Source organism: Paraburkholderia sp. BL17N1 (assembly GCF_003634175.1).
GTDB lineage: Bacteria > Pseudomonadota > Gammaproteobacteria > Burkholderiales > Burkholderiaceae > Paraburkholderia.
The window spans coordinates 588667-615520 of record NZ_RBIW01000003.1; the positions used below are offsets into that span (position 1 = coordinate 588667).

The 26854-nt window shown below is 58.9% G+C and carries 14 protein-coding genes and 6 pseudogenes; 7 read left to right on the forward strand and 13 right to left on the reverse strand.

The window, feature by feature from the left end; translation table 11 throughout:
- Nucleotides 1–303 precede the first annotated feature (303 nt).
- Nucleotides 304–863: pseudogene (locus tag B0G82_RS38665) on the forward strand (integrase core domain-containing protein); the annotation flags it as partial.
- A gap of 459 nt (nt 864–1322) precedes the next feature.
- Complete coding sequence (locus B0G82_RS38670) at nt 1323–1520, forward strand: hypothetical protein (protein WP_106285603.1); 198 nt, start codon at nt 1323–1325, stop codon at nt 1518–1520.
- 154 nt (nt 1521–1674) lie between these two features.
- Here the strand turns inward: B0G82_RS38670 and B0G82_RS38675 are convergent, their stop codons facing one another.
- Nucleotides 1675–1860 (reverse strand): hypothetical protein, encoded by a 186-nt coding sequence (locus B0G82_RS38675; protein ID WP_106285662.1) that lies wholly within the window; start codon nt 1858–1860, stop codon nt 1675–1677.
- A 782-nt stretch (nt 1861–2642) separates the two neighbouring features.
- On the opposite strand from B0G82_RS38675, the pseudogene B0G82_RS38680 reads away from it, so the two are divergent.
- The 4 genes and pseudogenes from B0G82_RS38680 (at nt 2643) to B0G82_RS38695 (ending at nt 7252) form a co-directional block, all read left to right on the forward strand.
- Nucleotides 2643–3339, forward strand: a pseudogene (locus B0G82_RS38680) (transposase).
- A 267-nt stretch (nt 3340–3606) separates the two neighbouring features.
- Complete coding sequence (locus B0G82_RS38685; RefSeq protein WP_121311443.1) at nt 3607–4587, forward strand: helix-turn-helix domain-containing protein; 981 nt, start codon at nt 3607–3609, stop codon at nt 4585–4587.
- A gap of 763 nt (nt 4588–5350) precedes the next feature.
- The gene (locus tag B0G82_RS38690; RefSeq protein WP_121311444.1) at nt 5351–5659 is read left to right on the forward strand and encodes a hypothetical protein; all 309 of its coding nucleotides are present in this window, start codon (nt 5351–5353) and stop codon (nt 5657–5659) included.
- A gap of 325 nt (nt 5660–5984) precedes the next feature.
- Nucleotides 5985–7252: pseudogene (locus B0G82_RS38695) on the forward strand (IS256 family transposase).
- A 616-nt stretch (nt 7253–7868) separates the two neighbouring features.
- On the opposite strand, the pseudogene B0G82_RS40955 reads toward B0G82_RS38695, so the two are convergent.
- The 11 genes and pseudogenes from B0G82_RS40955 to B0G82_RS38750 all read right to left on the reverse strand — a co-directional run.
- Nucleotides 7869–8024: pseudogene (locus tag B0G82_RS40955) on the reverse strand (IS110 family transposase); the annotation flags it as partial.
- 222 nt (nt 8025–8246) lie between these two features.
- A pseudogene (locus B0G82_RS38705) lies at nt 8247–8544 on the reverse strand (IS5/IS1182 family transposase); the annotation flags it as partial.
- Complete coding sequence (locus B0G82_RS38710) at nt 8514–9713, reverse strand: polysaccharide pyruvyl transferase family protein (RefSeq protein WP_121311445.1); 1200 nt, start codon at nt 9711–9713, stop codon at nt 8514–8516. The gene B0G82_RS38710 and the pseudogene B0G82_RS38705, both read right to left, overlap by 31 nt.
- Nucleotides 9710–10873, reverse strand: a complete 1164-nt coding sequence (locus tag B0G82_RS38715) for a glycosyltransferase (protein WP_121311446.1) — start codon at nt 10871–10873, stop codon at nt 9710–9712. The genes B0G82_RS38710 and B0G82_RS38715 overlap by 4 nt, the downstream gene beginning before the upstream one ends.
- A gap of 6 nt (nt 10874–10879) precedes the next feature.
- A complete protein-coding gene (locus B0G82_RS38720) occupies nt 10880–11920 on the reverse strand; it encodes an EpsG family protein (protein WP_121311447.1) in 1041 nt (346 codons plus the stop codon).
- 49 nt (nt 11921–11969) lie between these two features.
- Entirely contained in the window at nt 11970–14123 is a 2154-nt protein-coding gene (locus B0G82_RS40960) for a glycosyltransferase (RefSeq protein ID WP_277872825.1), read from the reverse strand.
- The gene (locus tag B0G82_RS38730) at nt 14120–16384 is read right to left on the reverse strand and encodes a polysaccharide biosynthesis tyrosine autokinase (protein WP_121311449.1); all 2265 of its coding nucleotides are present in this window, start codon (nt 16382–16384) and stop codon (nt 14120–14122) included. The genes B0G82_RS40960 and B0G82_RS38730 overlap by 4 nt, the downstream gene beginning before the upstream one ends.
- Nucleotides 16381–16953: a low molecular weight phosphotyrosine protein phosphatase gene (locus B0G82_RS38735; protein WP_121311450.1), complete on the reverse strand. Its 573-nt coding sequence runs from the start codon at nt 16951–16953 to the stop codon at nt 16381–16383. Before B0G82_RS38735 ends, B0G82_RS38730 begins: the two co-directional genes overlap by 4 nt.
- Nucleotides 16938–18596 (reverse strand): hypothetical protein, encoded by a 1659-nt coding sequence (locus B0G82_RS38740; protein ID WP_121311451.1) that lies wholly within the window; start codon nt 18594–18596, stop codon nt 16938–16940. Before B0G82_RS38740 ends, B0G82_RS38735 begins: the two co-directional genes overlap by 16 nt.
- Nucleotides 18597–18642: 46 nt before the next feature.
- Nucleotides 18643–19767 (reverse strand): polysaccharide biosynthesis/export family protein, encoded by a 1125-nt coding sequence (locus B0G82_RS38745; RefSeq protein WP_121311565.1) that lies wholly within the window; start codon nt 19765–19767, stop codon nt 18643–18645.
- Nucleotides 19768–19880: 113 nt separating this feature from the next.
- Nucleotides 19881–21263 carry an undecaprenyl-phosphate glucose phosphotransferase gene (locus B0G82_RS38750; RefSeq protein ID WP_121311452.1) on the reverse strand — a complete coding sequence of 461 codons (1383 nt, stop codon included), beginning with the start codon at nt 21261–21263 and terminating at the stop codon, nt 19881–19883.
- A 1391-nt stretch (nt 21264–22654) separates the two neighbouring features.
- On the opposite strand from B0G82_RS38750, the pseudogene B0G82_RS38760 reads away from it, so the two are divergent.
- Nucleotides 22655–23659, forward strand: a pseudogene (locus tag B0G82_RS38760) (IS30 family transposase).
- A gap of 1695 nt (nt 23660–25354) precedes the next feature.
- On the opposite strand, the gene B0G82_RS38770 reads toward B0G82_RS38760, so the two are convergent.
- The gene (locus tag B0G82_RS38770) at nt 25355–25684 is read right to left on the reverse strand and encodes a hypothetical protein (RefSeq protein ID WP_241975138.1); all 330 of its coding nucleotides are present in this window, start codon (nt 25682–25684) and stop codon (nt 25355–25357) included.
- Nucleotides 25685–26854: the final 1170 nt, after the last annotated feature.

Consider the following 26854-nt stretch of genomic DNA (forward strand, 5'->3'; position numbering starts at 1 on the left):
AACGCACGCGCGACGCTGCCCGCACCTCGTCACGATCGCCATACCAAAAACTATCATCACCCCGCTTGTCACGTCCGATTACTTGGCTAGCGAGGAAACGATTGAAGCATATCTTGAGCTTTGCCGTAGAGAAGGCTATCCCGAGCTACTCCGTGTCGGGCTTGCCAATGCAGAGTCGGCACGGGTGCGCCTCTCGAAAAGCACTCCCCAGACACCGGGCGCGCCGTAGTCACGTCTCCATCGAACGCGCCAAGTGGGCATTCAATTCGATTGGGATCGGAAAGTATCTGTGATGATGCGTGGCCGCGCATCGAGCGCCGACACGACGGCAACGTGGCTGTGCCGAAGAGCAACCAGCGATAGTGTTCTGACGGCCTCAATTTCCGCTGCGACGATGGTCAACCGCTGCGCGTGACCTTCGCGCATGACTGCTGTGACCGCGAGACCACGAGTTGGGCAGCAACGGCCGTTGGTCATAGCGGCCGCGGTGTGTGACGTCATGCTCGCAGCTGTGGAGCAGCGCTTCAGCGACGTTTTGAAGGCTCCTGCGGAAATTGAATGGCTCAGCAACGAAGTCTCGGGCCACATCGCAGAGAAGACGCGCGCGTTCGCTTCCGACCTCGGCCTGAGGCCGCTCACGACGCCTGTGTGCAGCCCACAGAGCAGTGGGGACGGCTGAAAGCTTCGTGAAGACAACGAAGCGCAATTACATTGACCTGATGCCGAAGCCTGATGCAGCAATGGCCGCTCGCAATCTGGCCGTCGCTTTCGAGCATTACAACGAAAGGCATCCGCATAGCGCGCTGCGATACCGCTCGCCATGCGAGTTCCGGCGCAGGACCGATTCATCGACCTTGGTCTGAGGTGGTGTGCGGTATTACAGGGGCGACTCCAATCAGCTTCGGAGACCTGGTATGTTTAGACCGGTCTGGTCTGGCTACGCCCTTTTTCGTGTCCCCTTCGGTCAAGAGCATGACACCAGCCGCCGCATGCGTCCGCCGCCAGCTCCGAACGACTAAGCTTAGCTTCGGTCGTTGGAGGCTCGCCTATCTCAAGCCAAGCCCACCCTCAATCTTTCAGCCTACTGATCCCTCGGGCGGTAGATTCTTTCTCGTGGACACCTTCAATATCGCGCGGTATGGATCACGTCAGGGACTACTCGTGCGAGGATCGGGAAACGCCGCAGATACCGTCGCTCCCGAAGCTAAATGACAGCCCCGCGCATGCTCCGGTCCATCCACGATTGTAGCCGCGGTCCACCGCCGTGGACGAAATAAAATTCCGCTACCGCCGGACAATCACTTGACGTTTGCGAGGAAATCATGCCGCTACCAAAGGTAGACAATTTCATCAAAAACCAGCGAAACGGCGTCACATACAACATCTGCGCCTATCGCAAACTTTCAGCTGAAGAGATGACGCGCGCAATGCAAGTCTTCATTCAGCAACAAGGTGAGCGTCAATCGAAGCAAGGATCAGTCGTCAAGATCTTCTCGCTGGTCGGTCTTTTCGACCATTAGTCGTGGTGAAGCCCCAGACACAAGTTAGCGGAAGTCGGGCAGAACGAGCGGCCGGCTGTGCCGCGAACTGTCAAAGCACCTGAGCGTCGCATCATGATGCATCGTTTTTGCCCGTCCAATCAGGCTCCGACTGCATCTGAACGTACGGCGCCCGCTAGTCGAGCATTGACAGAAGATCTGCAATGCTCGTGTCAGGCAATCGCTTGGCAAGCATGTCCCAAAAGATCACAGCGTGCATCGCGCTGGCATCTTCGGCCGTTTTCCACTCGCGCGCTCCGACGATAGAATCGGCCGTTTCGCGAGCGGCGGAAACAATTGTCTGAATGTCTTGTTTGTACATGAACTTGTTAACGTTCGTGCGCAAAGCTTTGTTAGCCTCAAGCACATTCGTTTGCTAAGATTTTTTCTACCTCAACCCTGCCTGAGACAACCCCTGTGGGCGAACAACAAGCTGAACGAGGCGCTTTACATCATACAAGCGCGCCGCGTGCGCAAAAAGGCAGGAAACTTCTTACTCGCAAACCCGGGCAAATCGCGCACGAACACCTAATGAACGATCGCAGAAGGCACGCGCCCAAATGGGCACAATGCGTTGGTTCGCGTGGCTCCCTATCGTCGGTTAGTCCGGAAGGCGATCGACAGGTTAAAAGCGTGAGCCCATAACGACGCTCTGTCCTCCTACCCGTAATCGCCAGGTTCCGCGCCAACGGGAGAGTCAAGTCGGCTCGCAAGTTGTCACATTGAATCAATGCGCAGGCGACCGTATCCCGGGACGCATCTAGCTGCAGAGTCTTTGCAATACAGACAAGGCACCAGACTAAGGTGTGGGCAGGCGAAGATGTACGTGTGCACGCTTCTGCAAGCGCATCTCCTGAACGACCGGACATCATTCTAACTCTTCCCGTGTGCCGGGTCGCTTTACGGCGGTTATCGGGAAGCTTTTGTCGGAGAAGACCAAGTCGTTGACTTGTCGCGTGCTCCAAATGGCTTCGTATTACAGCCGTGTACGACACGTGTCGCACACGGCTGTAATACGAGGAGGCCCGTTCAAAAATAACCCTGAGGGTTGTTTGCTTTTCCGTAAATCGGCTAACCTTGGGCGCCTGAACAACGGACCAAGGAATGCCAGCACCGATCATTGATGACGAACTGCGTGCACTGATCGAAGCGCTACATTCGCTGGCCAAACTGCGACGCAAGCGACATCCGGGGCGCCTCCCAGCCTCGGACCGCACAGCGCTCAATGGCATCCTGTTTGTGCAGAAGACAGGGATGCACTGGAACCATCTACCGGCCCAGTTGGAATCCGCTCGGAAGTGACCTACTGGCGTCGGCTGCACGACTGGCGGCAGGCTGGGGTGCGGGACAAGTTGCGCGAATCTGGCCAGCTCGATCTCTTATGCGCGCTCGTCGGCTCATCGTCCGAGCGATCCCGACCGGCGCGAACCACAAAGATGTTACGCAATTGCCGCCGCTGATCGATCCCATCCCGCCAGTTCTCGGCACACGCGGCGGCCGCGTCGCAATCCGTAAGTCATCTACACAACCGACGCTTCGATTCCGTTGCGCATCGCGCCGCCTTCGCGATTGCGGCATCAGGCCGATAATCGCAAGGCGCCGCACCGGACACGGAAGCGGCTTCGGCAGATGCCGTTGGGTCGTCGAATGAACTCACTCGCGGCTTCATGGTTTCCGTCGTCTTCGCATTCGCTTCAAACGTCGCGTTGACATTCATGACGTATTCCTCAAGCTAGCCTGCGCGCTGATCTGCTGGAAGATCTTCAGCCGCGCTGAGCTGCCTTTTTTAACTCACCTCTAAGTCAAAAATATATGCGCTATACATTCCGTCTCGGTTTCGTCGAGACGTGCGCCAGTGCACTGGAAATTTACCTGTTCACAAAGGCCGAATCAAACGGCCTGCAGGCTGTGCGATATCTGGCCGCCCTGTGTCGTCAACCGTCAATGTGTTGGCCAATTCGGCCATGAAATATTTCAGCGAGAATCAATCGTATAGCATGGGGCAATAAGAAAAATACAGAGTCTTGGGAGAAGACTTTGCAGACCACACATTTCCGGGGAAAAGCAGATGGACTTGGTACATACTCTGCCGCACAGCTCGCGGCAAAGTGCCGTGTCGGCGCGAACGAGTTCTCTAACTCGCGTCGACATAGCGTTGTTTAACGGATTCGCATTGCCCACAGTCGCGGCAATCATCGAGATTTTCCAGAAGGCTAACTCGCTCACCGCGCCGCGATCGGGCCGCGCACGTTACGACGTTTCGCTGCTGTCCGCCGCGGGCGGGCGCATCGCCAGTTCGTCATCGGTATTTGTCTGGACCGACGATGTCCAGTCGCATCGAGGCACGAACGACACGTACCTGTTGTACATCGCCGGCGGTGTGGGGGTAGAACAGGCATGCCGCGACGAGCGGTTGAGCAACTGGTTGCGCCGCAGGCATCCGTTAAGCGAGGTCGTACATCCGATCGCGGAAGGTCAACTGCTGTTGCAGGCAGCTGGGCTGCCCGGTCGCTACTGCCCGCTTCTTTATGACGGCAACGAAGGATACGGCCAGCATCCGGCGCGGTCGCTGACAGAAGCACCGGACGCCGTATCGACGGCGCTGCGGATCGTCGAAGAGGATCTCGGCGCCGATCTGGCACAGCAGGTTACCGAGTCGGTCGCGCCGCAACCCAAGACGCCGTCCAGCTCGTCGATCGCGCCGAGCGTACCGCCGCAGATCAGCCAGAAGATACTGGCATCGGCGCGCTGGCTGGAAGCGAATATCGATCGCCCCATTTTGATCGACGATGCCGCACAAGTTGCGGTGATGAGCGAGCGCAACTTCCTGCGCCGCTTCAAGAGCGAAATCGGTATGACGCCTTCCGACTATCTGCTTCGCGCACGTCTGAATATGAGTTGCCGGATGCTCGTTGAGTCCCGTCTACCAGTCGACAAGATTGCGCGCCGCTGTGGTATCGGCAGCGGCGCGCAGTTGTCGAAGCTGTTCAGAAAATATCTGGCGACGACTCCGACAGACTATCGGATGCGCCACCACGTGGCACCGTAGCAGCCTCAAGCTCACGCATCGGATCAACGGAAAACGAGCCCGATCCAAGGAGCACAACCGCCATACCCCACTTTGGCATTACGCCGTCCGGCGCACTGAAATTCGAAACAGGTTTGCCTGCCGAGCAGGCTCAAGCCCTGCAGCGATCGCCGGCCTTGGGCCTGCTAACCGACTTGTCGGCCGACGAACTTGCTTATGACATGACGCTCACCCAATGGGGACGATATCACCGAGTCACGTACCGAATTCAACGGGCTGCTCGTCTATGGGCAGATCCGGTTGACCGAGAACACTGCCTTTACGTACACAGTATGCCGTTGTCGAAGTACGTCGCCAAGAGTTAGTGCGCACCGGTGTTGCTTGAGGTGATTTTTCAAGGAAACCGATAAGGGCTACGGCGGCCTCTAACATAAACGGGTGCCGCAGGTTCCCTGCTCAATTACTGGCCGCGACAGTCTGCCGAGACTAGATGAGTCTCTTCGCATGCGCGTTAGCAGCCAAATCGGGCGCGGCCAACACGTCCGAGAATCCTGCAATGGGCGCATGCCGTTTTTTTTGGCGGTAGACCTGGACTACATCGGCCATTATCGTGGTTCATTCAGCCGCATTGTCATTGCACGGACACGGTTTCGGTAATATCAGAACCAGTCAACTCCGTTCAATTACAAAGAACGATTGTGCCAGGCGGTCCGCCATCGATGGCAACGTTCAAATCGGCGGCTTTCAATTTCAGGGTGTTTAACCTATCGATGTACTGGGAGTTATGGGCGAATTTATTCCTGAGTATCTGATCCGCGAACAGGCAGCCGTCGGTGCGCTGGTGTTCTTCAGCATCCTGCGCATCGTCGCCGCTGCTGTCGCTTTCGAGAAGGGTTGGCGTTTGTCGATCGTGCAAGGTTGTTGCATTGTGACCGCCTCGCTCTACTGCCTACCTCAGCTATTTGATCTATTTACTTACTCGTATGGAATGCAGGCCGTGGTCGCGGCCGCACAGCTGGAGGGCAAGGCTGCGGGCTCGGCGATAGCACTCTTTTTCGCGCCCATTCTGAGTCACAAGCTCGGCTACGAATAGTTAGCCTTCACGACTCAAACCCATGTTGTCCCACGTGTGGGCGCTCGAGTCAATGGCCACTCCGGTGTATGGCGGTCGGGAGGAATTTTAGAAGGCGGTGGCGGTTGCGTGAAAATGTCGCTTTCCAAGGTGATGCCCAGCAACTAGAAGCCCACCACCATCGCGACGTACTCATGAAGCGAGCAGCAGTCAAACAGCAGCAACAGAAATGCAAGGGCCGTCCGGGCTGGATGAGTTAATCCAGCAGGGTGCGCGGCGGGTAACAGCGAGCCTGTCAGACTTTCTGTGTGCCGAGGTCACGAGACGATAACGGAAATAACGTCCTATGACCGAAGCAACCGTGACAAAGAAGAACAGGAACCCGAAGGCACCGAAGCTGTCTCCCGATGAGTTGATCGACCAATTGCTTGCGCAGGTGCAGGGCAAGGATGCTGAGTCGGTCCTGGGCGAATCAGGTCTGGCCGGCCAGCTCAAGAAACGGCTGGCCGAGCGCATGCTCGCGGCCGAGTTGAGCCACCATCTGGAAGCCGGGACCGGGCAAGGCAAGACCGGCAACCACCGCAACGGCACCAGCCCCAAGACGGTCATCACGCCCAATGGCGAACTGAATCTGGACATTCCACGTGACTGGCAGGCGACATTCGAGCCGCAGTTGGTGGGCAAGTATCAGCGCCGGCTGCCGGGCTTTGACGATCACGTCATCAGCATGTACGCGCGCGGCATGAGCGTGCGCGAGATTCAGGGCCATTTGCTGGAACTATATGGCCTGCAGGTGTCGCCCGATCTGATTTCCACCGTCATCGACAAGGTGCTGGCCGAAGTCGAACAGTGGCAGCAACGCCCGCTCGAGGCGATGTATCCGATCGTGTATTTCGACGCACTTCGACTGAAGATCCGCGACGAAGGCACGGTCAGGAACAAGGCGGTGTATCTCGCGCTGGGCATTCGGGCCGACGGGCGCAAGGAAGTGCTGGGTTTGTGGATCGAGCAAACCGAAGGTGCCAAGTTCTGGCTGAAGGTCTTCAACGAACTGAAGAACCGCGGCTTGCATGACATTCTGATCGCCGTCGTCGACGGCCTGCGCGGCTTCCCCGAGGCGATCGAAGCGGTGTACCCGGTCGCCCAGATCCAGACCTGCATCGTGCATCTGATCCGCAATTCGCTGAATCTGGCGAGCTGGAAGGACCGTAAGCCGTTGGCTGCGGCGCTCAAGCCGATCTATCAGGCCGCCACCGCCGAAGCCTCTGAGGCGGCGCTGCAAGCCTTCTCGTGAAGCGAATGGGGCAAGAAATTCCCAACGGTCGCCGCGATGTGGCAGCGCCGATGGGAACAAGTCGTTCCGCTCTTCCCTATCCGCCGGAGGTACGCAGAATCATATACACGACAAACGCGATCGAAAGCATGCACATGCAGCTTCGCAAGATCGTCAAGAACCGCGGTCACTTCCCGAGCGACGAGGCCGCCAGCAAACTGCTGTATCTGGCCTTGCGCAACATCGAAGAGGACTGGAAGATGCTGCCTATCACCTGGCGGCAAGCAGTGAATCAGTTCGCCATTCTGTTCGGCGAGCGGTTCACCAGCGCCATCAACTGAGATTTCTAACCAGCCTCAGCACACAAGATTTCTGATACGTCCGTAACAGCCCATTTTTGCCGCGCTGGACTGAAGCATTGCCCCTGTAGCTAATAAGCACTGGGCGCTCCCGCTGATAGGTGTGCAGTCTGTCTCGCTGCTGAATTCCGAATGTGTTCTTGATGACATTGGGAATTGATGGATGAATCAACCCCAGCTTGCAAAAAAAGAAAGTCATTAAAGGAGGCTCTGGCAGGCGCCGCACAGTACCGCGTGCATCGCGTCACCCAGCACACTTCGCACGCGTCATATCGTTGATTCCCCTCGTTACTCAGGTGAAGGGCGCCGAACTGTAGTGATACCGGCCTCTATCAAGCTTCCCTTCGTCGATTCTCAGATACTGGCCTACGACATCTGCACCACACGGACGTCTGCACTCTTTCGAGACGGGGCAAATTTTGAACCCTTACCGCATTACAGAGGTCCGCTCCAATGAGCCTGCCGCTATCTAACCTCGCAAGTCCGAACGTATCCGTTGCGTGGCATTGTCGCGGGTTACTCGTGTGCCGCGCTACGCCGCCTTCAGGAAACTCCCCCTCAAGCGGTGGAATGATTCAGGAGGTGTTCAGATGTCGCGTTACACCGCAGATCCCTCGCACCTCACGGCGAGCGACATTGCGAGCCGGCCGACATCCCAAATGAACCCGCTGAGTTCGCGGGCGACCGCGATCAGCGCGATGTTCTTCTGCTTTGCACGCGCGACGAGCTTTCGGTAGCGTCGGCACAAGCGTAACCATACTGCCCAACCTTGCCCCCTGTCCGCCTTGTTGCTAGCAGACGACCATGCCCCTCACAAGGCACCTGTCGTTTATTGAACGGGGTACGTTGTCCCAATGGCTTCATACCGAACCGTTACCAGTTCCGCATGCATCGGTAGGTTACGGCTGACGGAACAGCCGGTTTCCTGTCTGACAAGAGCCTGATGAACAATCATTCATGTAACTTCACGTCGCACGCCGTCGTACAGGATTGCCCGGCATCCAACGCGTCCCAACTACGAGTCCTTGTGGGTCGTCGTGATCGCTACTTTCACGCCAATATCGTACCGTGTGCGAGCTTTGCCCTTCGCCAGACATTCCACTTCTGGTGCGTGCAACGCGTAGGGCCTATTTATGTCCTTCGGCTTCTGCGACAGGATCCCGCTTAGTGCGGTCAATCATCTCCATCGATGCAGCACGGCCTGGATCTGCCACCTTGGCGACCTGACGCTCCACATCACGCATCAACCGTCCATCGCGCGAGCGCAGTGTCCGCTACGGAAGTTGCCAATACCGGAGATGAACTGCGTGAACTGGTCGAGATGCCACCCGGCGCTTGAATATCGTTGCTCGCGGCTGTCGCGTGAAAGAAGCTCCGTGACGTGTCTGACGCACACGTCGTCCGGCGGCTGTGGTTCTTGTGGTCCCGGCAATGCGTTGTCCAGCAGAAATTCGGCGCACTTGCGCTGATAGCAGAACAGCATGATAGGGACGTCATACACAAAACTCACGATCGCGCCGTGCAGTTTCGAGGTGACGACGCACGTTGCAGAAGTAAGCAGATCAACCACCTCGGTAATCGAATCGCCGTATTGAAAGCGCCCCACGGAAACGTTCGCTGGCGAGAACAGGCGAGCAATGTCTCCTGTTACAGCGACGCTTTCGTCGTCGAGCGAGACGAACAGCACCTCGTCGACGAGGTGCTGGCTGTCGACTTTGGTGAGTATAGCGAGCACAGCATCCATGTATTGCCGCAGATGAATGGACACAACCAGAGTACGTCGATCAATGCTCCTGCGCTTTGGGGTATAGAGAGCAGGTAACGCGAAAGCGAGGTCCTTGAGGTTGGCAGGTGCCGATCCTGTCGCGTCGGCGACTGCGCGGACCGACGCTTCATCGCGGACCGCAATGCACGGGATCGCTCTAAGAACGCTCGCAAACGCGTGGCGCCGCTCCGCCGTTGCGAATGGCCCGACCGATACGCCAAGCGCGGCGACGGGCCTGTTGAACCGTCGCCCAACGTTGACGATCAGCTTTGCGAAGGGCAGTGATGCATGGGCGCCGAATAGCGAGCCTCCACCGAAGATCGCTGCCCGCGCACGCATCACGGCGGCCACATAGGTCAGTGACCGCGCCGCCGCGCCCATTGCGCCAGGACGCGCCCACAATGCACGCGCAACTGGCAAGTGGAACCGATGCGTCAATTCTTGCGCGGGCGATGCACCCACTATCAGCGGACGAATCCCCGGTGCTCTGACCGATATCGATTGCAGCAAGTATCCGAACAAATCGTCGCCGAAGTTGTGTCGCCCATAGAATCCAAAGAAAGCGATGCGTGTCTCGCGGCGGATAGACGCTGGATGGACGTCGCCGTGCTGCGACGCGGGAGTGGAGCGAGGGCTCGATGCGACTGCGGACGGCGCTTCGGTTTCGGGCGCGCTCATTTCAGGACCTCAGGTGAAAGTGTGTGCGTCACGGCCGGCAAGCGGCGGCCTTGTACCGGCGTCAGCAATCGCCGGTACGCTCCCACGTATGAACGGAAGAACTGCGTGTCGCCGAAACGGGCGCGCGCGTGGGCAGTCGCAGCGGCACCCATCCGTTGACGGAGTTCAACGTCGTGGATCAACTGGCGGGTGTAATGTTCCAACTGTTCATCATCATTCGCGAGGAAGCCCGTGACGCCGTGGACGATGACATCGCGGTTGCCGACAATGCGGCTGGCTACCGCCGGAAGCCCCGCGGCTTGTGCTTCTATTAGTGCGATCGGCATGCCTTCCCATAGCGAAGGCAGAACGAAGATGTCGGATTGCAGAAGTCGTCGCCGAAGGTCCCCCGCGGGAATCCAGCCAGTCAACTGAATCGCATCGCGATCGATCCAACGGTCGATTGCGTCGGCTTCGCCATCGCCGATCCACACGAAGTGCGCGTTCGAGGTTCCCGCAATGTTTTGCGCAAGACGCGTGAATCGCCATGGAGCCTTTTGATAAGTGACCCGCGCCGACGTGCATACGACCACGGCTTCGCCTGCCTGTCTGTGGCCGCCCGGATCGAACCCATCGAGTTTCACCGCATTCTCGACCAGACTTGTGCGCTCCGCACCCAAAAGCAGCATTCGTGCATAACGCAATTCGCTCTTCGAACAGGCAACGATGTGTCCACCCGTTGCATGCAGCATCCGCTCGATCAGCAGAAACAGCTTTGCCTTGAGCGGCGAAATGTCCTCCTTGAGAAAGGCGAACCCGTGTGGCGAATAAATGGTATGCGCCGTGATGCCGAGGAAGCGTGCCGCGATCCGCCCCAACGCGGCGGCTTTCGACGAATGAAGATGAACGATGTCCGGCCGCTCCCGAAACAGAGCGATGAGGAGCCGGAACACGCTGACGATATCGTGGGCTCCGATGCTGGTGTGCATGTCGACGACCTGACGATGCACCCTCGGATCGAACAACTGATCCAGCTTCGCAGTCGGCGGCGTGTCTTGCCGCATGGAATGCAGCACGACGACCTGGTCACCTGCGGCTGCCTGACGATTGGCCAGTAGGGCAACGCAATGCAGCACGCCGCCGCCCAGAGCTTCCGTTACGTGTACGATTTTTTGTCGCATGATCGCTTACCCTAGTTCCTGGATTGCTGGAGCCATCTGATAAGGCAAGAACGGTGATTCCCCGTGTCCTTCTTCATCAGTCATGTTGTGGATGCGTCCTGCGAGCGCGATCAGTCCAATGAGGAATAGCCACGCCGCCAGATTTGTCTGCATGCGTCCGGTCGGCGGAGCGAACTGACGCCAGAGGACGACCAACATCAGATTCACGAGGATCAACTGAAAGCGGATGCCCGCATAAGTCACCTGGGTCATGCCGTAAAGCACTGCCGCCAGCAACGCGCAGATCAGCCAGCCGATAGGTGGAATGGCGAACTGCCGCCGGTACACGATCATCACGCCCAGCATCAGCATCTGGATCATCAGAAAGAGCAGTCCGGACGACGCATTCGGGGCCGCTATGCCGGTGTAGAGACTGGTCTTGTCGGCGAAGTAGTCCGGCATCAAAAGTGAACCACCGATGACGGCAACCGCAACGCCGACAAACATCAGCGTGTGTCCGCGCCGGGTCGTCGCAATGAAAAGCAGGAACAGGAGCGCTGAAGAGAAATGCACGCAGGTGCCGATCAAAGCGTAAATGAAGTATCGAAGCGGTTTCTGGTGCGGCGAAACGCGGGTCGCGAACAGGAAAATCGCCGATGCGAGACCGAATCGCATCACATTCATGGTCAGTTCGTAGAACATGCCGGGCACGAGCACCAGTCCGCCGAACCAGATGCCGAAGCGGCTACGGGAAATGGACCACAGCAACAGCAGCGCAGTAGTCATCGAAATGCTGTTGACGACGAACCGCGGGTCGGGATCAATTGCCCAGAGAAACTGCGCATACGCATTGAATAGCGGCTCGGCGCCGTAGCCGTTGCCTTGGCCAAGGTCCGTGAACGCCTGGTAATACGCAGCCGTGTCAGTACCGCTATGGCCGCGCAAAACGGCCAGAGCGACCATCGGCAACGCACACGTGAGAACGACCGCAGGATTGGTGCCGCCATAGGCAATGCACAGCGCCACGCCGAAGTAAAAGATTAGTAGGGGAACGAGGTAGTAAGTCATTCTGAACGCCTCGCCGGTTGGTGCTGTGCGCTGGATGCGGGTACTTTTCTCACGTAAATCTCCGCGACAGCACGCAGCGCCGAAAATACTTGGCTGCGCTCAACAGGGAAAAACATAGCCATTCGACGTTGCTGATGACTCTGCGTCTGCGAAAGTGGAGGTAGTTATCCTGTTCACCTTTCTGGATTTTCCAGAGTTGAGCGCTCAAGCCGGTTTGCGCACCGAACTGCGCCTTGTAGACGTATGAAAGGGTGACCGGAAACAGGTAGGCCTCGCCTTGCTCCACCAGAACAGCTTCAAGCAGCATGAAATAGTCTTCAGCGTGCCGCTTCTTCTCGTCGAACCGGGCGCCGACATCTGCGCGCATCAGAATGCTGGACGGCGTGAAGCGGTTCGAGAACAGGATGCGCTGTCGCGACATGCGGCGCGGCGCGATGGCAGAAGGCCATGGTTGCGATTCGGGATGCTCGCCGGGCTCGAGTTGCGCCACAGGATGGCCAGTGATCGCCGCCTCCGGACGAGCACGCATCCATCCGTACTGGATCTCCATCTTGGCGGCATGCCAACTGTCATCCGAGTCGAGAAACGCGATGTAGGGCTGTGTTGCAACCGCCCATGCGGCATTACGCGCTGCACCCGGTCCAGCGTTGCGAGGCTGCGGCAGTACGCGGATCCAGTTGGCTGGATACCTCAGCGCCAGTTGGCCGAGAAGGTCGAGTGTGCCGTCGGTGCTGCAATCGTCGACGAGGATCAACTCACCTGGGCGGCACGTCTGTAGGAATACCGACTGGACGGCTCGCCCGATCGTAGCGCGGCAGTTGAAACATGGAATGATCACGCTCACCGGAATCTGTTCGGATAGCAAGGAGGGCGCAATCTGGGCATCCTGCTGAACGTCGGCGACCGGTGCCGGCTTGCGCCGTGCACCGGCCAGGAAACGACGGGCGCACAGCACGGACAGCGCAGCCCAGACGACCTCGCCTGCGACCGACGCAACCGCGGCGCCGACGATGCCTGCGAGCGACACGCCGATCACGCCAGCAATGACACTGAATAACAACGCAGCGAAGGCGCAGCGGTTACGCACGTGAATCAGATTGCGGGTCGTCATCACGGAAGATGCGCTGACGGTCAGGAATCTGAATGGCGTGCTCAGCGTCATGAGCATCACTACATTCACTGATTGCTCGTATTGCCTGCCAAATACCAGTGGGATTGCGAACGGCGCGAGCAATGCTGCGATGCCGGCCAGTGCGACACCGGAGGCGAACATCCATTTGTTGCCGTCCCGGTACACTCGTTCGAGACGCTCGTCGCCCGACGCAGCCCAACGATGAAGGCGCGGCATCAGGAGCTTCTGGAACAAAACGGTTGGCAATAGATAGAGCGCGGTCAGGATCGTCACGGCGACGCTATAGACGCCGACGTCCTGCGACGTGCCGAGGTGCGAGACGATCACCAGCCCGCTTTGTCCGTACGCATAGAAAAGGAGACTGGAGACGCCGAAGGGCATGGCGTAGAGCCAGAGTTCATGGATCGACGGCGTTGGCAAACTCCCGCTCATCCGTCGCGCTGCGGATTTCGCCCCATGTCCAATCAGTTCCACAGCACCACGCCGCAGCGCGGAGACCGAACGCCAGGCGCACAGCGTAACGATTGCGCCCATGCAGCCGAAGCCGAGCGCAATCGCCTCGCTGCTCGCCCCCAGCTGCCAGCAAGCCAGCACCAGTACGAGACGTCCGGCATGCTGCAGTGCCTGCCACATCGCAACCCGCCCGAACTTCTCTTCGAGCTGCAGTTTCGCCGAGGCCATTTCGATTACGCCCTGCGTCAATACCACGGGGAGCATCGACAGCAGCAGTTGGCTGGTGCGCGCGTCGGCCGTGCCGACCCATGCCCAGAGGGCGGCGGCGACGAGGCACACGAGCGCGCTGCGAGTGATGAAACGAACCGATGCCTCCATCCAGCGCTTTGCCGCCCAGCCTTCGGTGCCGTAGGCCTTTAGCCAGAAGGACGGCACGCCGAAGCCGACCGCCGGGGCAATGATGGTCACGACGGCGAGCGCGGCGGCGAACTGTCCGTACTCCGAAGGTGACAGCGACCGCGCCAGCATCGCCTGTACGGCGAACGCCAGCCCGGCCGATCCCAGCGCGCTGACGGAGAGCAAAGATGCCGCCCAGGCATCGCGGCCTCGCTGCGTCATTGCGCGACCTCGTCCAGCACGGGGCGAGGATCTTTGCTTCGCGAGCTCGCGTAGCGATAGCTTCCGTAGGTCGTGCCATACCGGAATCGTCCTGCATGCCGATCGATCCCGTTGAGTACCACGCCTTTCACGTCGACGCCGACCTGCCGCAGGCGGCGCGCACATTCTTCGAGTTCCGCCGGCTTCGTGATGGAGGCGCGCGCCACCAGGAACACATTGCCATTGGAATAGGGCGCAAGAATGGCGGCGTCGGGTACAGGGAGGAGCGGTGCGGTGTCGACGATCACCACGTCGTACCGCGCGGAGAGGGTCTGGAAAAGATCGGACACGCTCGGGCTGCTCAGATGGTCGGCAGCATTGGGCGGCATCGACCCGCTTGGGAGAAAGTCGAGCGTTGAGCGCTCGACGTTGCGGATCGACGCGTCGAGCCCACTGGCACCGGCGATCACGTCAGATAGCCCAACGGCCGAGTGGCAGCCATAGGCACGGCTCAGTCCGCTGCGTCTAAGGTCACCGTCGATCAACAGGACACGTTTGCCCGTCCGTGCGAGAACCGCGGCCACGTTCGACGCGATAAACGATTTACCGATGTTGGGTGACGGCCCGGTAAACATCACGACTTTGTTGCCCGAGTCGGACAGCGAAAACTGCAATGCCGTACGAAGACTGCGCAAACTCTCGATCGCGGGGTCGGCCGGATCGACGAACGCCAGCGGTCGCCGCGGGGGTGTTTTTCGACGCAAGTACCCGGACAACCGGAAGCCACTGCGGTTCGCCATCGGCACCACCGAGAACACGCTGAGATCGGTCTGTTCTTCGATCTCGTGTGAATCGGAAATCCCACGGAACAGCAGATCGCGGATGAACGCGGTAGCGGCCGCTGCAAACATGGCGAGCACGACCACGACGAGACACAACACGGGGCGCCACAACCGGATCGGCTGGTCGGGCAACAACGCGTTATCGAGAACGCGGACGTTCCCGATCCGTCCCACCTCCAGAATCTGCAACTGTTCGATGTTGTTCAGCAAGCCGACGTAGAGGTCATTGCTGATCTTGACGTCACGTTGTGCCGTCACCACCCGACGTTGGGTGTCCGGCAGACGATCGATGCGTTGACTGAACCCGGCCGATTGCGCCTGCAGCACCTTGATCTGGCGATCGAGCGCGACCACCGTTGGATTCGTCGGCTCAAAGCGGGTCAGCGCCTCCGCGCGTTTTTGCAGGAGTGTGCTGACCTGGGTCTCATTGTCGGCGGATTGCTGCAGGATGGCGCGCGCCTCACCGTCGAGATCCACCGATCCCAGCTTGCTCCGAACCACGGCATAGGTACTTTCCGCGGCATCGAGTTTCGCACGCAAGTCGGGTACCTGGCCGCGCAGGAAGGTCAGCGATCGCGCGGCCTGCTCCGCCTTGCGGTCCTCATTCTGGCCGACATAGTGGCGGGCGATATCGTTCAGGATTGCCGTGATCAGCACCGGATCGCTGCCGCGCAGCTTGACCTGAAGAACATTGGAATCCTTGCCCAGCTCACTGATGGAAAGACTGCGTTGAAGCTTGTCGATCGTCTCCAGACGCGATTGCCGCGTGAGCTTGAAGCGCGCGCCAGGTGCCGCGCGGATCGCGCTCACGTGCAAGGTGATCGGACCGTCGCCGCTGACAAAAGTCTCGGTCTTGCCGATCCGGCCAACAACCTCCTGTTCGAGGCCGGCGCCCGAAAGCCGGTAGCTCCCGGCGCCCATAACCGTCAAGCGGTACTGTTCTCCCTCGAATCCGGTGGGAACGTCGAAGCGCTGGACGCTTGCGCTCTCGTCACCCCACGTGTATCCGCCCATGCCGAGGAAGCCAGGTTGGGACAGCCCCTTGCTGGATCGCGCGATGGCACGACCGATGAACGGAAAACGCGCGGGCTCCGCCTCGATATCCAGACGGAGGTTATCGACGGCCGAAGCCACGACAAGCCGCGATTGGAGCACCTGCATCTCCGTGTCGGCGGACGACTTGACGTCGAGCATCGACGAAAGATCCTGGCCCAGCAGCGACGACGCGGTGGTTGCGGCAGAGCCCTCGTCGACCTGAGTGATGATGTTGACCTGATATTGCGGATCCGATAGCAGTACCGCCGCGATGCCGAGAATCGAGACGGCTCCGAAAATCCACAGCATCATGCGGCGATAAAGCATGAAGACATCGAGCATCGCCGCCAGGTTGAACTCTTTCTCAGTGGCGGCTGCTTCGTGCGGAGCATACGGCGGGGTCACTGTGCACCTCCGCCAACGCAGACGGCTTCCGGATAGACGCGGTCGCCTGTCGGTTCATTCAGGCTTTTCAGTCGCCGTACCCAGTAGTCGATACCGTCTGTCAATGCCTCGCGACACGCGCGGAATGCGGAGATGGGCATGCCCATCGGATCATCGATATCCGCATCGTCGAAGCCGCGTATCGAGAAGATGCGGCCGCGCATCAGAGGATAAAGCGACTGCAGGCTTCGCGTCTGTGCTGCGGTCATCGTCAGTATCAGCTCCGCGTCGTTCGCGATCTGTCGGGTCAACTGCGTGGCGCGGTGCGCTTGGATGTCGATGCCCATTTCGGAAAGTACCGCGACGGCCTCGGTCGCCGCCGGTTGTCCCACCTCGGCCGCCAGACCGGCGGAACCGACGCGCAGACCTTCGACGCGTTGCTGAAGAAGGGCAGCAGCCATCGGGCTGCGGCAAAGGTTTCCGTGGCAAACCATTAGAACGTTGGAAATCATCTGGTTGTTCTTTCTTTGTGTTGAGACGTTGCTGACTCGAATAGGCGTTCGCGCATCCAACGTCATGACGAGCGCCATACCGCGAGTTCGTTGATCTCGAGCTTTCCCGTCCAGCCGGTGAAGGTCGTCTTGAGGACAGCCTGAACGGCGCCGGCTGGAACGGCTGCTTGTGCAGACGGAAGTTCATTCGCCGCGCTTTGCGATTCGCTCACGCTCAGCGGAACGCCCCCTGCCGCAAAAAACTGGAACGAAAATGCCGTGCGACCCGTTGTGCCCGTCGCTGTGGCAGTACACGCGGCCAGAACGGTTTCGCCGGGACTGACCGGGAAAGGTGTACGTGTGATCACCGAGAATGGCGCGTTATCCTGATCGTTCGATGCCAGCCGCAAGGCCTGCCTCGAGCCGGCCACTGCGCTGTTTCCGGCAACCGTATCCGAAGCGACGATTTGGCCTTCAGTCTGACCGGGCGTGGCGACTGACATGCTCCAGTGCGTGAGCGCGTCCACGCGCGTGCCTGGGCGATCCAGCGTGAAGAGACTGTCGGCGTTGATCACGCTTCCCCGCCACGGCAGCGCCTGAACCTTCTGGAAGCTCATGGCGGTCACCGACTCGACGGGCACCTCGTCACCAATCAACGCCGTCAACGCCCCCTGCGGTGGAGACTCGAAACGCCACTCGACGCCGGAGGCGGAGAACTTCGCGGTGCCCGCGACCAATTGACGAGGCGCATTGTTCAGGTCCTTGCGCTTCCAGCGTCTCGGCAACACGATCGAGTCGCGGAACACGGTGCGAAGATGCTTACCCGAAGCCGTAGCGTTGACCAGCAGTCCGTCGATACCCTCGATGTGACAGTGGTTGAGCGCCACCGTGCCAAAACGAGCCTGACGGCCGAAATACACCACGTCGCCGTTGAAATCGAACGAGCAGGCATCGAAGACAAAATCCATGCTGTCCGAGTTGATGTCGACGGCACGCGCGGACCCGGCAAACGTGCAATCGACGAAGGTCATCCGTTCGCCGCTATTCACGCTTCTGCCCACCCCCGCAGCCACGTAAACGCCGTTCTCGCGGTTCTGTTCGAACCGCGACGAGAACCACGCGGTGAGGTACGTATTGAGCGGATCGATCCGGAGCGCGCCACGCCAGCCCGTGACCACGACATTGCGGCCACCCGCGTCTCTCACGGCGCCCGAAAATCCGGCTTGCCGGTTGCCCATCACGATGCCCCATCCTTCGGCCCGCGCCTTCCCGGGACCAAGTATCGAGATCGTGCCGCCTGTGCCGTCGAGGAACGGCGAGCGGTCACCCGGAAAACGCAACTCTGTCGCGGGAAGCGTGGTTTCGTTTCTGCAGGTCAAGCCGTCCCAACCCACAGGCAACTGGGAGAAGTCGAGCAGGACGCCGCCCACCGAGCACAGCTTGATCCAGGGCGCGGTGTCGATCGTCTCCGTGAGTACGTATCGACCGGCCGGAATCATCAAGACCGGTAAGCACGACGTGTCGCGCGTGCGCAGTGCGATATTGCGCACGTAGTCGATCGCGCGCTGGAACGTGCCGGTGTCGTCCGTCGCACCCTTGCCCTTGGCGGCGAAGTCACTGACCCAGCGAAATCCGCTCGGTGATCGATTCTCAATGGATTCGCCCCACCCACGCGAGAGAGCCGTGGCACCCAGTATTGCGGCGCCGGCTGAGAGACCCATTGCGGAACGGCGATTCACCATGACCGCACCGTCACGCGCTGGCTTCGGAGAAATCGCAATGTCATGGTCATTTCGTCACCAACCCCGCCGTAAGTCCGGCGTTGATACCAGGAAGCAGGAGGCTCAACACGCGGCTGAAGCGAACCAGCCCGTTTCCGTCGACGTAGACGATGTCCTTCGGTTGTAGTTCGAACCGATTGGCGAGAATCATCGATACGGGCGATGCGGCGTCGAGGTGGAAGACACGTGCGTCCTTGCCGAGCCCGCGGATCACATACAGTTGCGCGGCGTCCGCGGTGGTCGAACTGATGCTGCCCGCCTGTGAAAGCGCGTCGCTCAGCGTCAACTGACCGCTGCGTAGCGGCAGCGCGGTAATGGGTTTTGTCACTTCACCCAGCACGAACACGCCGTTTTCTTCTCTGGCGGAGACGCGAATCAGATCGCCGGGACGCAGCATGATCTTCGAAGGGTTCAAACCGCGCTGCAGCATCCCCGTGAAATTGATGTCGTACGACTGACCGTTGCGAGTCAACGTAATGCGGCTCTGATCCGCAGCCGCGCTGAACCCGCCGGCATGACTGATGGCGTCGTACAGTGTCGTCGGGATATCGTTGATGGATTGCGCTCCCGGCGTACGTACTTCGCCGTCGACGTACACCTGCTTCGCGCGAAACGACGCGATACGCACCGTCACCTGAGGATCGTGGAACGACTTGCTCAGTTCCGCCGCAAGCTTGCGTTGGACTTCGTCGACTTTCATGCCCTCGACGTGAATATTTCCGACGAAGGGAAACCGCAGATAGCCTGTGTCGTCGACGACGAATCCCGGCGGCGGGTCGTAGGTGCGCGCGTTCGCAGGTGGCTGCGCGCCCAAAGCCGCGGCCAGTTCCGGGTGGTCCCAGACCGTGATCTGGAGCACATCGCCAGCACCGATCGTATAAGCCTGGCCGCGGCCGAGCAGGGCGCTGGCGCTGGCGTCGTTACGGCGTTCAGCTTCACTGCGGATCTCGTCAATTGACGACAGGGTCACTTCGGTCATCGGTACGGGCAATTGCTCGGCCGGCGCTTGCTCACTCGCACTGGTTATCGGCAACGTAGACGCTTTTTGCATTTTCATGCCGGGCGCAACCGAACAGGCGGACAAGGCGAACTGGAGCGCCGCAATCCATACAACCCGATTCATCGAAAACATGTTGACACCGCCGCGACGCAGCGCGTTGGACCTGACTTTCAATTGCTTCACTCCGATTCCTTTTTATTGGGCTCGCCGACCTCCTTCTCGCGGTCCGCGGCTCCGCACGATGACTAGTACGCCTGCTTGCTTAAGAACCCACGGACCACCGTGCGTAGCACGATCTTGATATCCATCCAGAACGATCGATGGCGCAGGTAATACAGGTCATACTCGACGCGGCCTGCCATCTTCTCCAGCGCGTCCGTTTCGCCTCGATAGCCGTTGATCTGCGCCCAGCCGGTAATGCCCGGCTTGATGCGATAGCGGTCGAGATAGCCCGAGATCAGCGGTCCGTACAGGTCGTCGTGTTCAAGCGCATGGGGACGAGGACCGACGATCGACATTTCGCCGCGCAGGACATTGATGAACTGCGGAATCTCGTCGAGACTCGTGCGGCGCAGGAAGCGCCCTACGGGCGTGATACGGTTGTCGTTGCGTGTCGCCTGACGCACTACGCCACGCTCTTGCGCATGAACTCGCATCGAACGAAACTTGTAGATTGAAAACGGCCGTCCCTTCAGGCCCTTACGGCGTTGCCGGAAGAAAACCGGGCCCGGCGACGAGAGCTTGATGGCGATCGCGATCGCCACGAATAGCGGTGCAAGCCCGATCAGTGCAACCAGTGCGAAGGCCCTGTCGAAGATCTCCTTGCCGGTCATCGCCTCATCAGAAATGGCCGACGGAGAAAGACTGAGCGAGGGGATGTCGAGTGTGCCGAGCGACGCGACGCCGACGTACAGTCCGAGCGGCATGAAGTCCGGCATCAGCCGAATTTCCACGAGCGTGTTCTTGAGCGCTTCGATGCAATGGGCCGCCGCGGCATGGGCCGACAGCGGTAAGGCGAGCCATACCTCGTGAATGCCGCCGGACTCCGCTAGCCCTGCGAGACGGGCCAGTTTGGTCTGGCCGTGCTCGCCCATGGCGGAGCCGGGCCGGTCGCCAGTGTCGTGCAACTCGACAACTTCCGCGACACGGAAATCGGGGCGATTGCTGGAGTCGACCTTCGCAACGATCAGTTTGAGGTATTCGCCGTTGCCCACAACGACAATGTTACGGGCACGCAACCCGACAACGCGCTGAGAGGGGCGCATGGTGGAGGCAATCACTCGCCATGCCGCAAGCAGTACGACGCCTATACCGGTCCACCATGCGATCCAGGACACAAGCGTCTCGTCCTGGTGCTGAATGGACAGCAGGAGGAGCAAGCCCGCGAACTGCAGGGCCAGCCATGCCGGCAGAACTCGGGTCCAAAGGCGATACAACGAGCGCATGGGTGGTACGGCATAGACGCGCACAATCGGCAAAAGAGCCGCTGACGACATCAGGATAACGATTGCAAACAGCAGCTGAAATGGACCGCTCTGGCGCCCCTGTTCAGGCGCGATATGGGCAGCAATGACAGCCGCGAGTGCAATGCACCCGCTATCGATCATGCGTGCGACAGCTTGTTTCATGGGAATCTCCGTGGAGCCGGTTGAGGAAGCAGCCAGCTATCGCTCGCTTCTTACGAAGCGGGGCGACGTACCCGCAGGATGAACTCCATTGGGGTCACACCGACTTCCTGTTTGAAGCGGCGCAGGAAATTGCGCTCGCTCATCGGCACGGCCTAGTAGGGAAAACACATTACCGCCCGCAGTTTTCTGGATTCTTGTACTTCGTGATTTTTCTCACATACTCCGAAACATTTCGTATCCCATGGCAAAGTCGGACGCCGTCCACTGCGCGCTCTGATGACGGATCCAAGTTGAGTATCGCAGACACACGAAAGCCGATAGACGGTGAATCCTGAAGTTTGCGTACAACGTGAAAGCAATGTTCGTCACAGCCCACCTCAGCGACATTCCGCAAGTTCAAGCCTGCGCAGCGCACGCTACGAAGCACGGCGTGGACGATGAGACGCAATGCGATGGCTGCCCCTCCCACGATGTCGGTCCAATATACAAACAAGAGCCGCGAAATCACGCTTGTGCGACTTAGAGAAAACATCAACAGCAAACCGCGAGTCCGCACGACCACCCAAGCAAGCGACACCTGCGCAATTGACCTCCAAATTGAGCGGCCTCGCCACGATCCATACAACCCAACCATCGGAAACAACCCGAATGCTAAAGCAACCGAAAACGTAATCAGAGCGCCGTCGATCTCCATTTCCGTGAGGTTTTCAGAACGAATGTGCGATGCAAGGAAGGCCGCACCGACAATTAGCACAACGTCCAGAAGTCGTACAATCACTCTGTTAGTCCCCTGCACTTTAATTCCCCGTCTAAAATTGGATCGCATGGGTAGAACAGCCCTTGTGCGCGACCATTTGTGTAGCCAACAATCCAAACTTCACTTTGATCACATCGCGTGGCCACGAATCTGGTTTCGCCAGTCCGTATGCCACCCAATGAGGAATGGACACTGCCTGCTTGGCGCTCAGCATGTATTCCTCAACACGGCTTAAACCCACCACTACTCACCACAGCCGAGCCGATCGAAATAGTCCTTCGGAGTCTTACGTTATGGTGTGCATCGATCCTAGGCGCCAAGTCCTCACCTTCCCCGCGCGCTTTATCCACCCATGCGCGTATGGAAGCCGCCCCGCAGAACTTTTCTGTCTAGAGTTACGCTTGTGTCCATTCGTCTCGGGCTCATCCGCTTCATCTCTAAGTGCGATGATCGCCGCGGCATCCGGTGACACGAGTACCTAGCCCGCTTTACAAGCGCCACCACCTCTGATCACAATCGTCAAGCGGAATCTCTTTCCCGTGACCAAACAGGACTTCTTTTCCATCTGGCAATCGCTAATCCTATGGCGGCCTCAAAAGCGAAGCCCAACACCTATCTCGTATAAGGTGTCGCAATGCCCGACAAAACTTCGTACCAACAGCTTCAACCTGAAGAACGCCTCACCATCGCAAGCCTGCCGCTAGAGGACGCGAGTATTCGGGCCATGGCCCGAATACTCGGGCGCTCGTCGGCCACCGTGAGCCGTGAACTGACGCGAAACAGCTCTTCCGCTCGCTATGCATCGATGCCGGCTGAAGCGCTCAGCGCCGCACGCCGCAGCGCGGGGCCGCCACCCCACCAAGCTTTGCCTGCAAAACGTCTGCTGGCGCATCGTTCTCACCCTGCTCGATTGGAAATGGTCGCCCCAGCAGATATCGGGCACACTGAACCGTATGTATCCGACCGACCCGCCCCGACCCAGCAGGCTTCACATGAAAGCGTCTACACCGCCATCTACGCCCAGCCGCGCGGCGAACTGCCTGCCTGCGCCACGGCCATAGCACCCGTATGCCGCGCACGCGGGGCACCGACCGGCGCCGGCAGATTCCCGACATGGTCAGTATTCACGTGCGCCCGCCCGAAATCGGAGACCGTCTGCTGCCTGGGCATTGGGAAGGCGACTTCATCTACGGCGCCGGAAATCAATCGTCTGTCGGCGTTCTGGTTGAACGTACCAGCCGCCTGGTGCTGCTCGCTAAGATGGAAGACGCCACCGCCGCTTCGGCGCTGGCGGGCTTATCTGCCAAACTCAACTCGATTGCCGCACCGTTGCGACAAACCTTTACCTACGACCAGGGCAAAGAGATGTCGCGGCATCAAGACCTCACTGCAGCCACTCGCATGCGCGTTTACTTCTGCGACCCACACAGTCCTGGCAGCGCGCGGGGCCTGCGAAAACACCAACGGATTGCTTCGTCAATATTTGCGTAAAGTCACTAACCTCTCGGTCTACAGTCAGCACGAGCTCAACGCCATCGCCGACAGCCGGCCTCCCGCGACTCACACGTTCCATTCTCCATTCGAGGTCTTCTCCGCCACGCTCGCCTCAGCGAGCCAACCTCACGGTTTTAAACACTAGACTCCGTGTTGCGCTTCAGTTTGAAACCGCCTATTCATAAAAGCACCTCGCCCGGAATTGCATGTCAAGTAGAACACAGCATTCGCTCTATGGAGACCGTAAATAATCCAAATTGATGCTCCCGCTACTCGCTGCTACCGGTCGACCGCAGGTTGCCAGATCGACATCGGATATAGGCTTTCCTGTCGCTGCGAGAGCAAAGCATTTCGGCACCAGTAGCACAGGATGAATTGACCGATTCTTCAGTTTCACATCTCGCCTTGAGTTGCAGTGCATCATACATAGGCGCCCTTCTGACGTGACGCTAGTGACGGAAAACGCCAACATGTTGGCGGTTTTGCCCATTCGTACACCACGGTTTGGAACATGGGGTTTAAGAAGAGTTGAACCCGCGTCCATCGCCGCGATCCGCGAGCTGAAATTACCCGCGACGCGCGTATCCGAAAGAAGCTGATTTCCTGTTTTTCCTGCCACTCGGCCGCCCTGAGCGACTAAATCATCGCAACGATTATCGCCGGTACCGCGAGACCGATTCGTGTTCCGACCGAAAAAAATGATGGACGCGAAGGCAATGGACCTCATTCAGAGGAATGAGCATGACGCGTCACTCGATAGTTCTCAGAGCGAGGCTAAATCGGGTTTCCTGACCTGGTTATGTGCCGTAAGTGGCGTTTGACATACGCCAACGGATTTTTGATCTCTGTCGGATGACATTTACCGCTTCCTTTTTTGCTTTGCCATACCCGCTACGATTTCGCATACTTAGGCAAGCACCTGGGCAATTTGGGCCACAGATCTGTCTGCTGAACGCCATTTTTGATTGCGGACAACGCGTCGACGGCGTCGAGTGCGCTGCGCGCTATACCGGAAGACTGCTTCCGACGACGCCGCGAAAGAACGCCACGTATGCCGCACCCGAGGAACTCGCAACGAATATCGGCGCAACGTCTAAAACAAACGTCGATGCGACCCATCGCCCGCTATGAAATGACCAAGTACCCGGCAGCAGACACTACATCAGTCAGCACACTAGGAACTGCCCACAGCCTCAAACGCTTCATTAACTGTGCTCTCGAAGAGTCCCAGTCTCCGCGTTCACGATGTGGCCGGAATTCGAGAAATATCAAAGATTGATGGTGCCCCATTCCCACCTTCAACGCGGAAAACACGCTGGAAACCAGATAGACAAACGGCCACGCCAAAGCAGATCTTGGCGAGAATCAAAGGGCTGTAGCGGTCTTATTCATTCATGATCCAACGACCTTTCGTTCGCGATCACGCAACATGCAAACCTCGTTCCGAGAGAGTTCAGCGTCCCGATGTTCTGATAAACCTACCCGCCAAAGACGCGACATGATTCGCCACGTCATACATGACTATTCACTGCAATGCGTACACTATGGGCAGCCAGAGACACATGCGACAAGGCTGGCGGCACAGTGACGCACTTACTAGAACCTACGATCATTTCCTTTCATGGGACGATGCTTGTGCTGCTCAGCTTCCTGACCTCGCTTCTCGACATTCTGCCAGCCGAACAATGAGCGATTCTCATCTACGCACTCACCTCCTTCGAAGCTCGCCGGAAGAACAAGACTACAGTCAAAGCAGCGATGCGAGGATGAGCACGTTCGACAACGCCCCTGCAGCACTCCGCGCGTTGATCGAGTCCGCTGCCTTCGTTGCCGGGTTACTCTATTCCACACCACGCCACACCGAGTACTCCGGCGGAAGGAATCGCGACGTCACATGCACCACGCACGCATGATGAACCTCTGCCGCGACCGGAGACCGATAGTCGAGTTGACCAGATCTGGCAATCGCTCCCGCAAGAGCTTTTGCGTCGAGCTTGACCGTGGACATGCTGAGGAGCCGCGCCGCGAGACACTGAGCCTGAGTGACCAGTGATACGCGCGCCAACAGATCGATCCGCCCATTCGCATACATCCAGAGGTGGGTTGATTCAACCGCCTGTTCGGCCGTCAGCCATTTGCCGGTGAGGCGATGTCGAATCAATTGCGACACGACTAGATACGTCAACAGATCGGCGTGTGTGCAAGTATCAGGGTGAGTTGACCAGAACATGTTCAATCATTTGGATTTGCTTGGTGACGCATGAGAGATGCACCACGTTGATCTACTCGCGCAATTTCGCATTACTGTCAGCCGCCCTCGCCGTGAAATACGATATCGCCCCGCAAATTGGCGCCTCAGGTGGCAAAGATTTCAATCACGGTCTTCAAATCCAGCCTCACACCGGCAAAGAACAATTCGGCCAGCGTTCTGGCGTCACACATCCGCCTGGAAGTTCATTCCAGCTTTTCCGAGTGATGCCGTGCGCGGCATGCAAGCGTCACGCGCTGCCGCCAGTCAGTTTGCCGCCCTTTCAAGCGCGGCCAAGGTCGATTAGATTTGACCAACTGTGTCGCATCAACCATTGACCCGCTTTCTGGCGCATGACAAGTTGCGGCGCAACCAGATAGGCAAGCGGCTCCGCACGTGCATGGTGATCGAGGGCCGGTATCCGGTTCATTATTGAGGGGTGCTGCATCAGCGCCTTTTCTGGAAATGTCTCGGTGTCCCTGGGCATGAGGCCGAAAAGCGTGGTGCAGCCGTTGCCTCGCTACATGGCTTGCGCCGCGCTAGATGTGAGATCCCGCTACGGATAATGCGATGGCCAATCTGACTGGGTCCGCCAAAACATTGAAACATTCCGCCGATCATCGAAATCCACGGACGAGCATCAGAGGCCACCGCATCCCACGCGACCAATTCTCTGAGACGGTCGATCTCCATGCTTTCACGCGGCGCTGCAGCGTGTGCCACTCGGCACTGGAATACATCGCCAGCACCATCGCGACGAGAAGCTCATGCAGTTTCCTTGTCGTGATGCCGGGCTCGCATTCTAGCCCTTGCAGTATTGCCCGCCACGTGCGCTTGAGCGGATCCTCCCGGCTGCGCCACGTGTAGGGGATCCCGGCCTTTCGCTGGTGGGTTGGTCTCACCTCGCCGTCCCGGCCAGTGTGGTGCCGCACTCGCTGGACTTCGCAACGTGCTGCCTTGCTTCACGCGTTCAACCCAAGAGATCCAGTGTGTTGTCGAGCGTCCTGAATAGCGCTCGCAGTTTGCGTTTGGCTGTCTCCGGCACTGAAGCCTATTGCAGGAACGAGCTCGAGCGGCGTCTAGGGCGCTCCA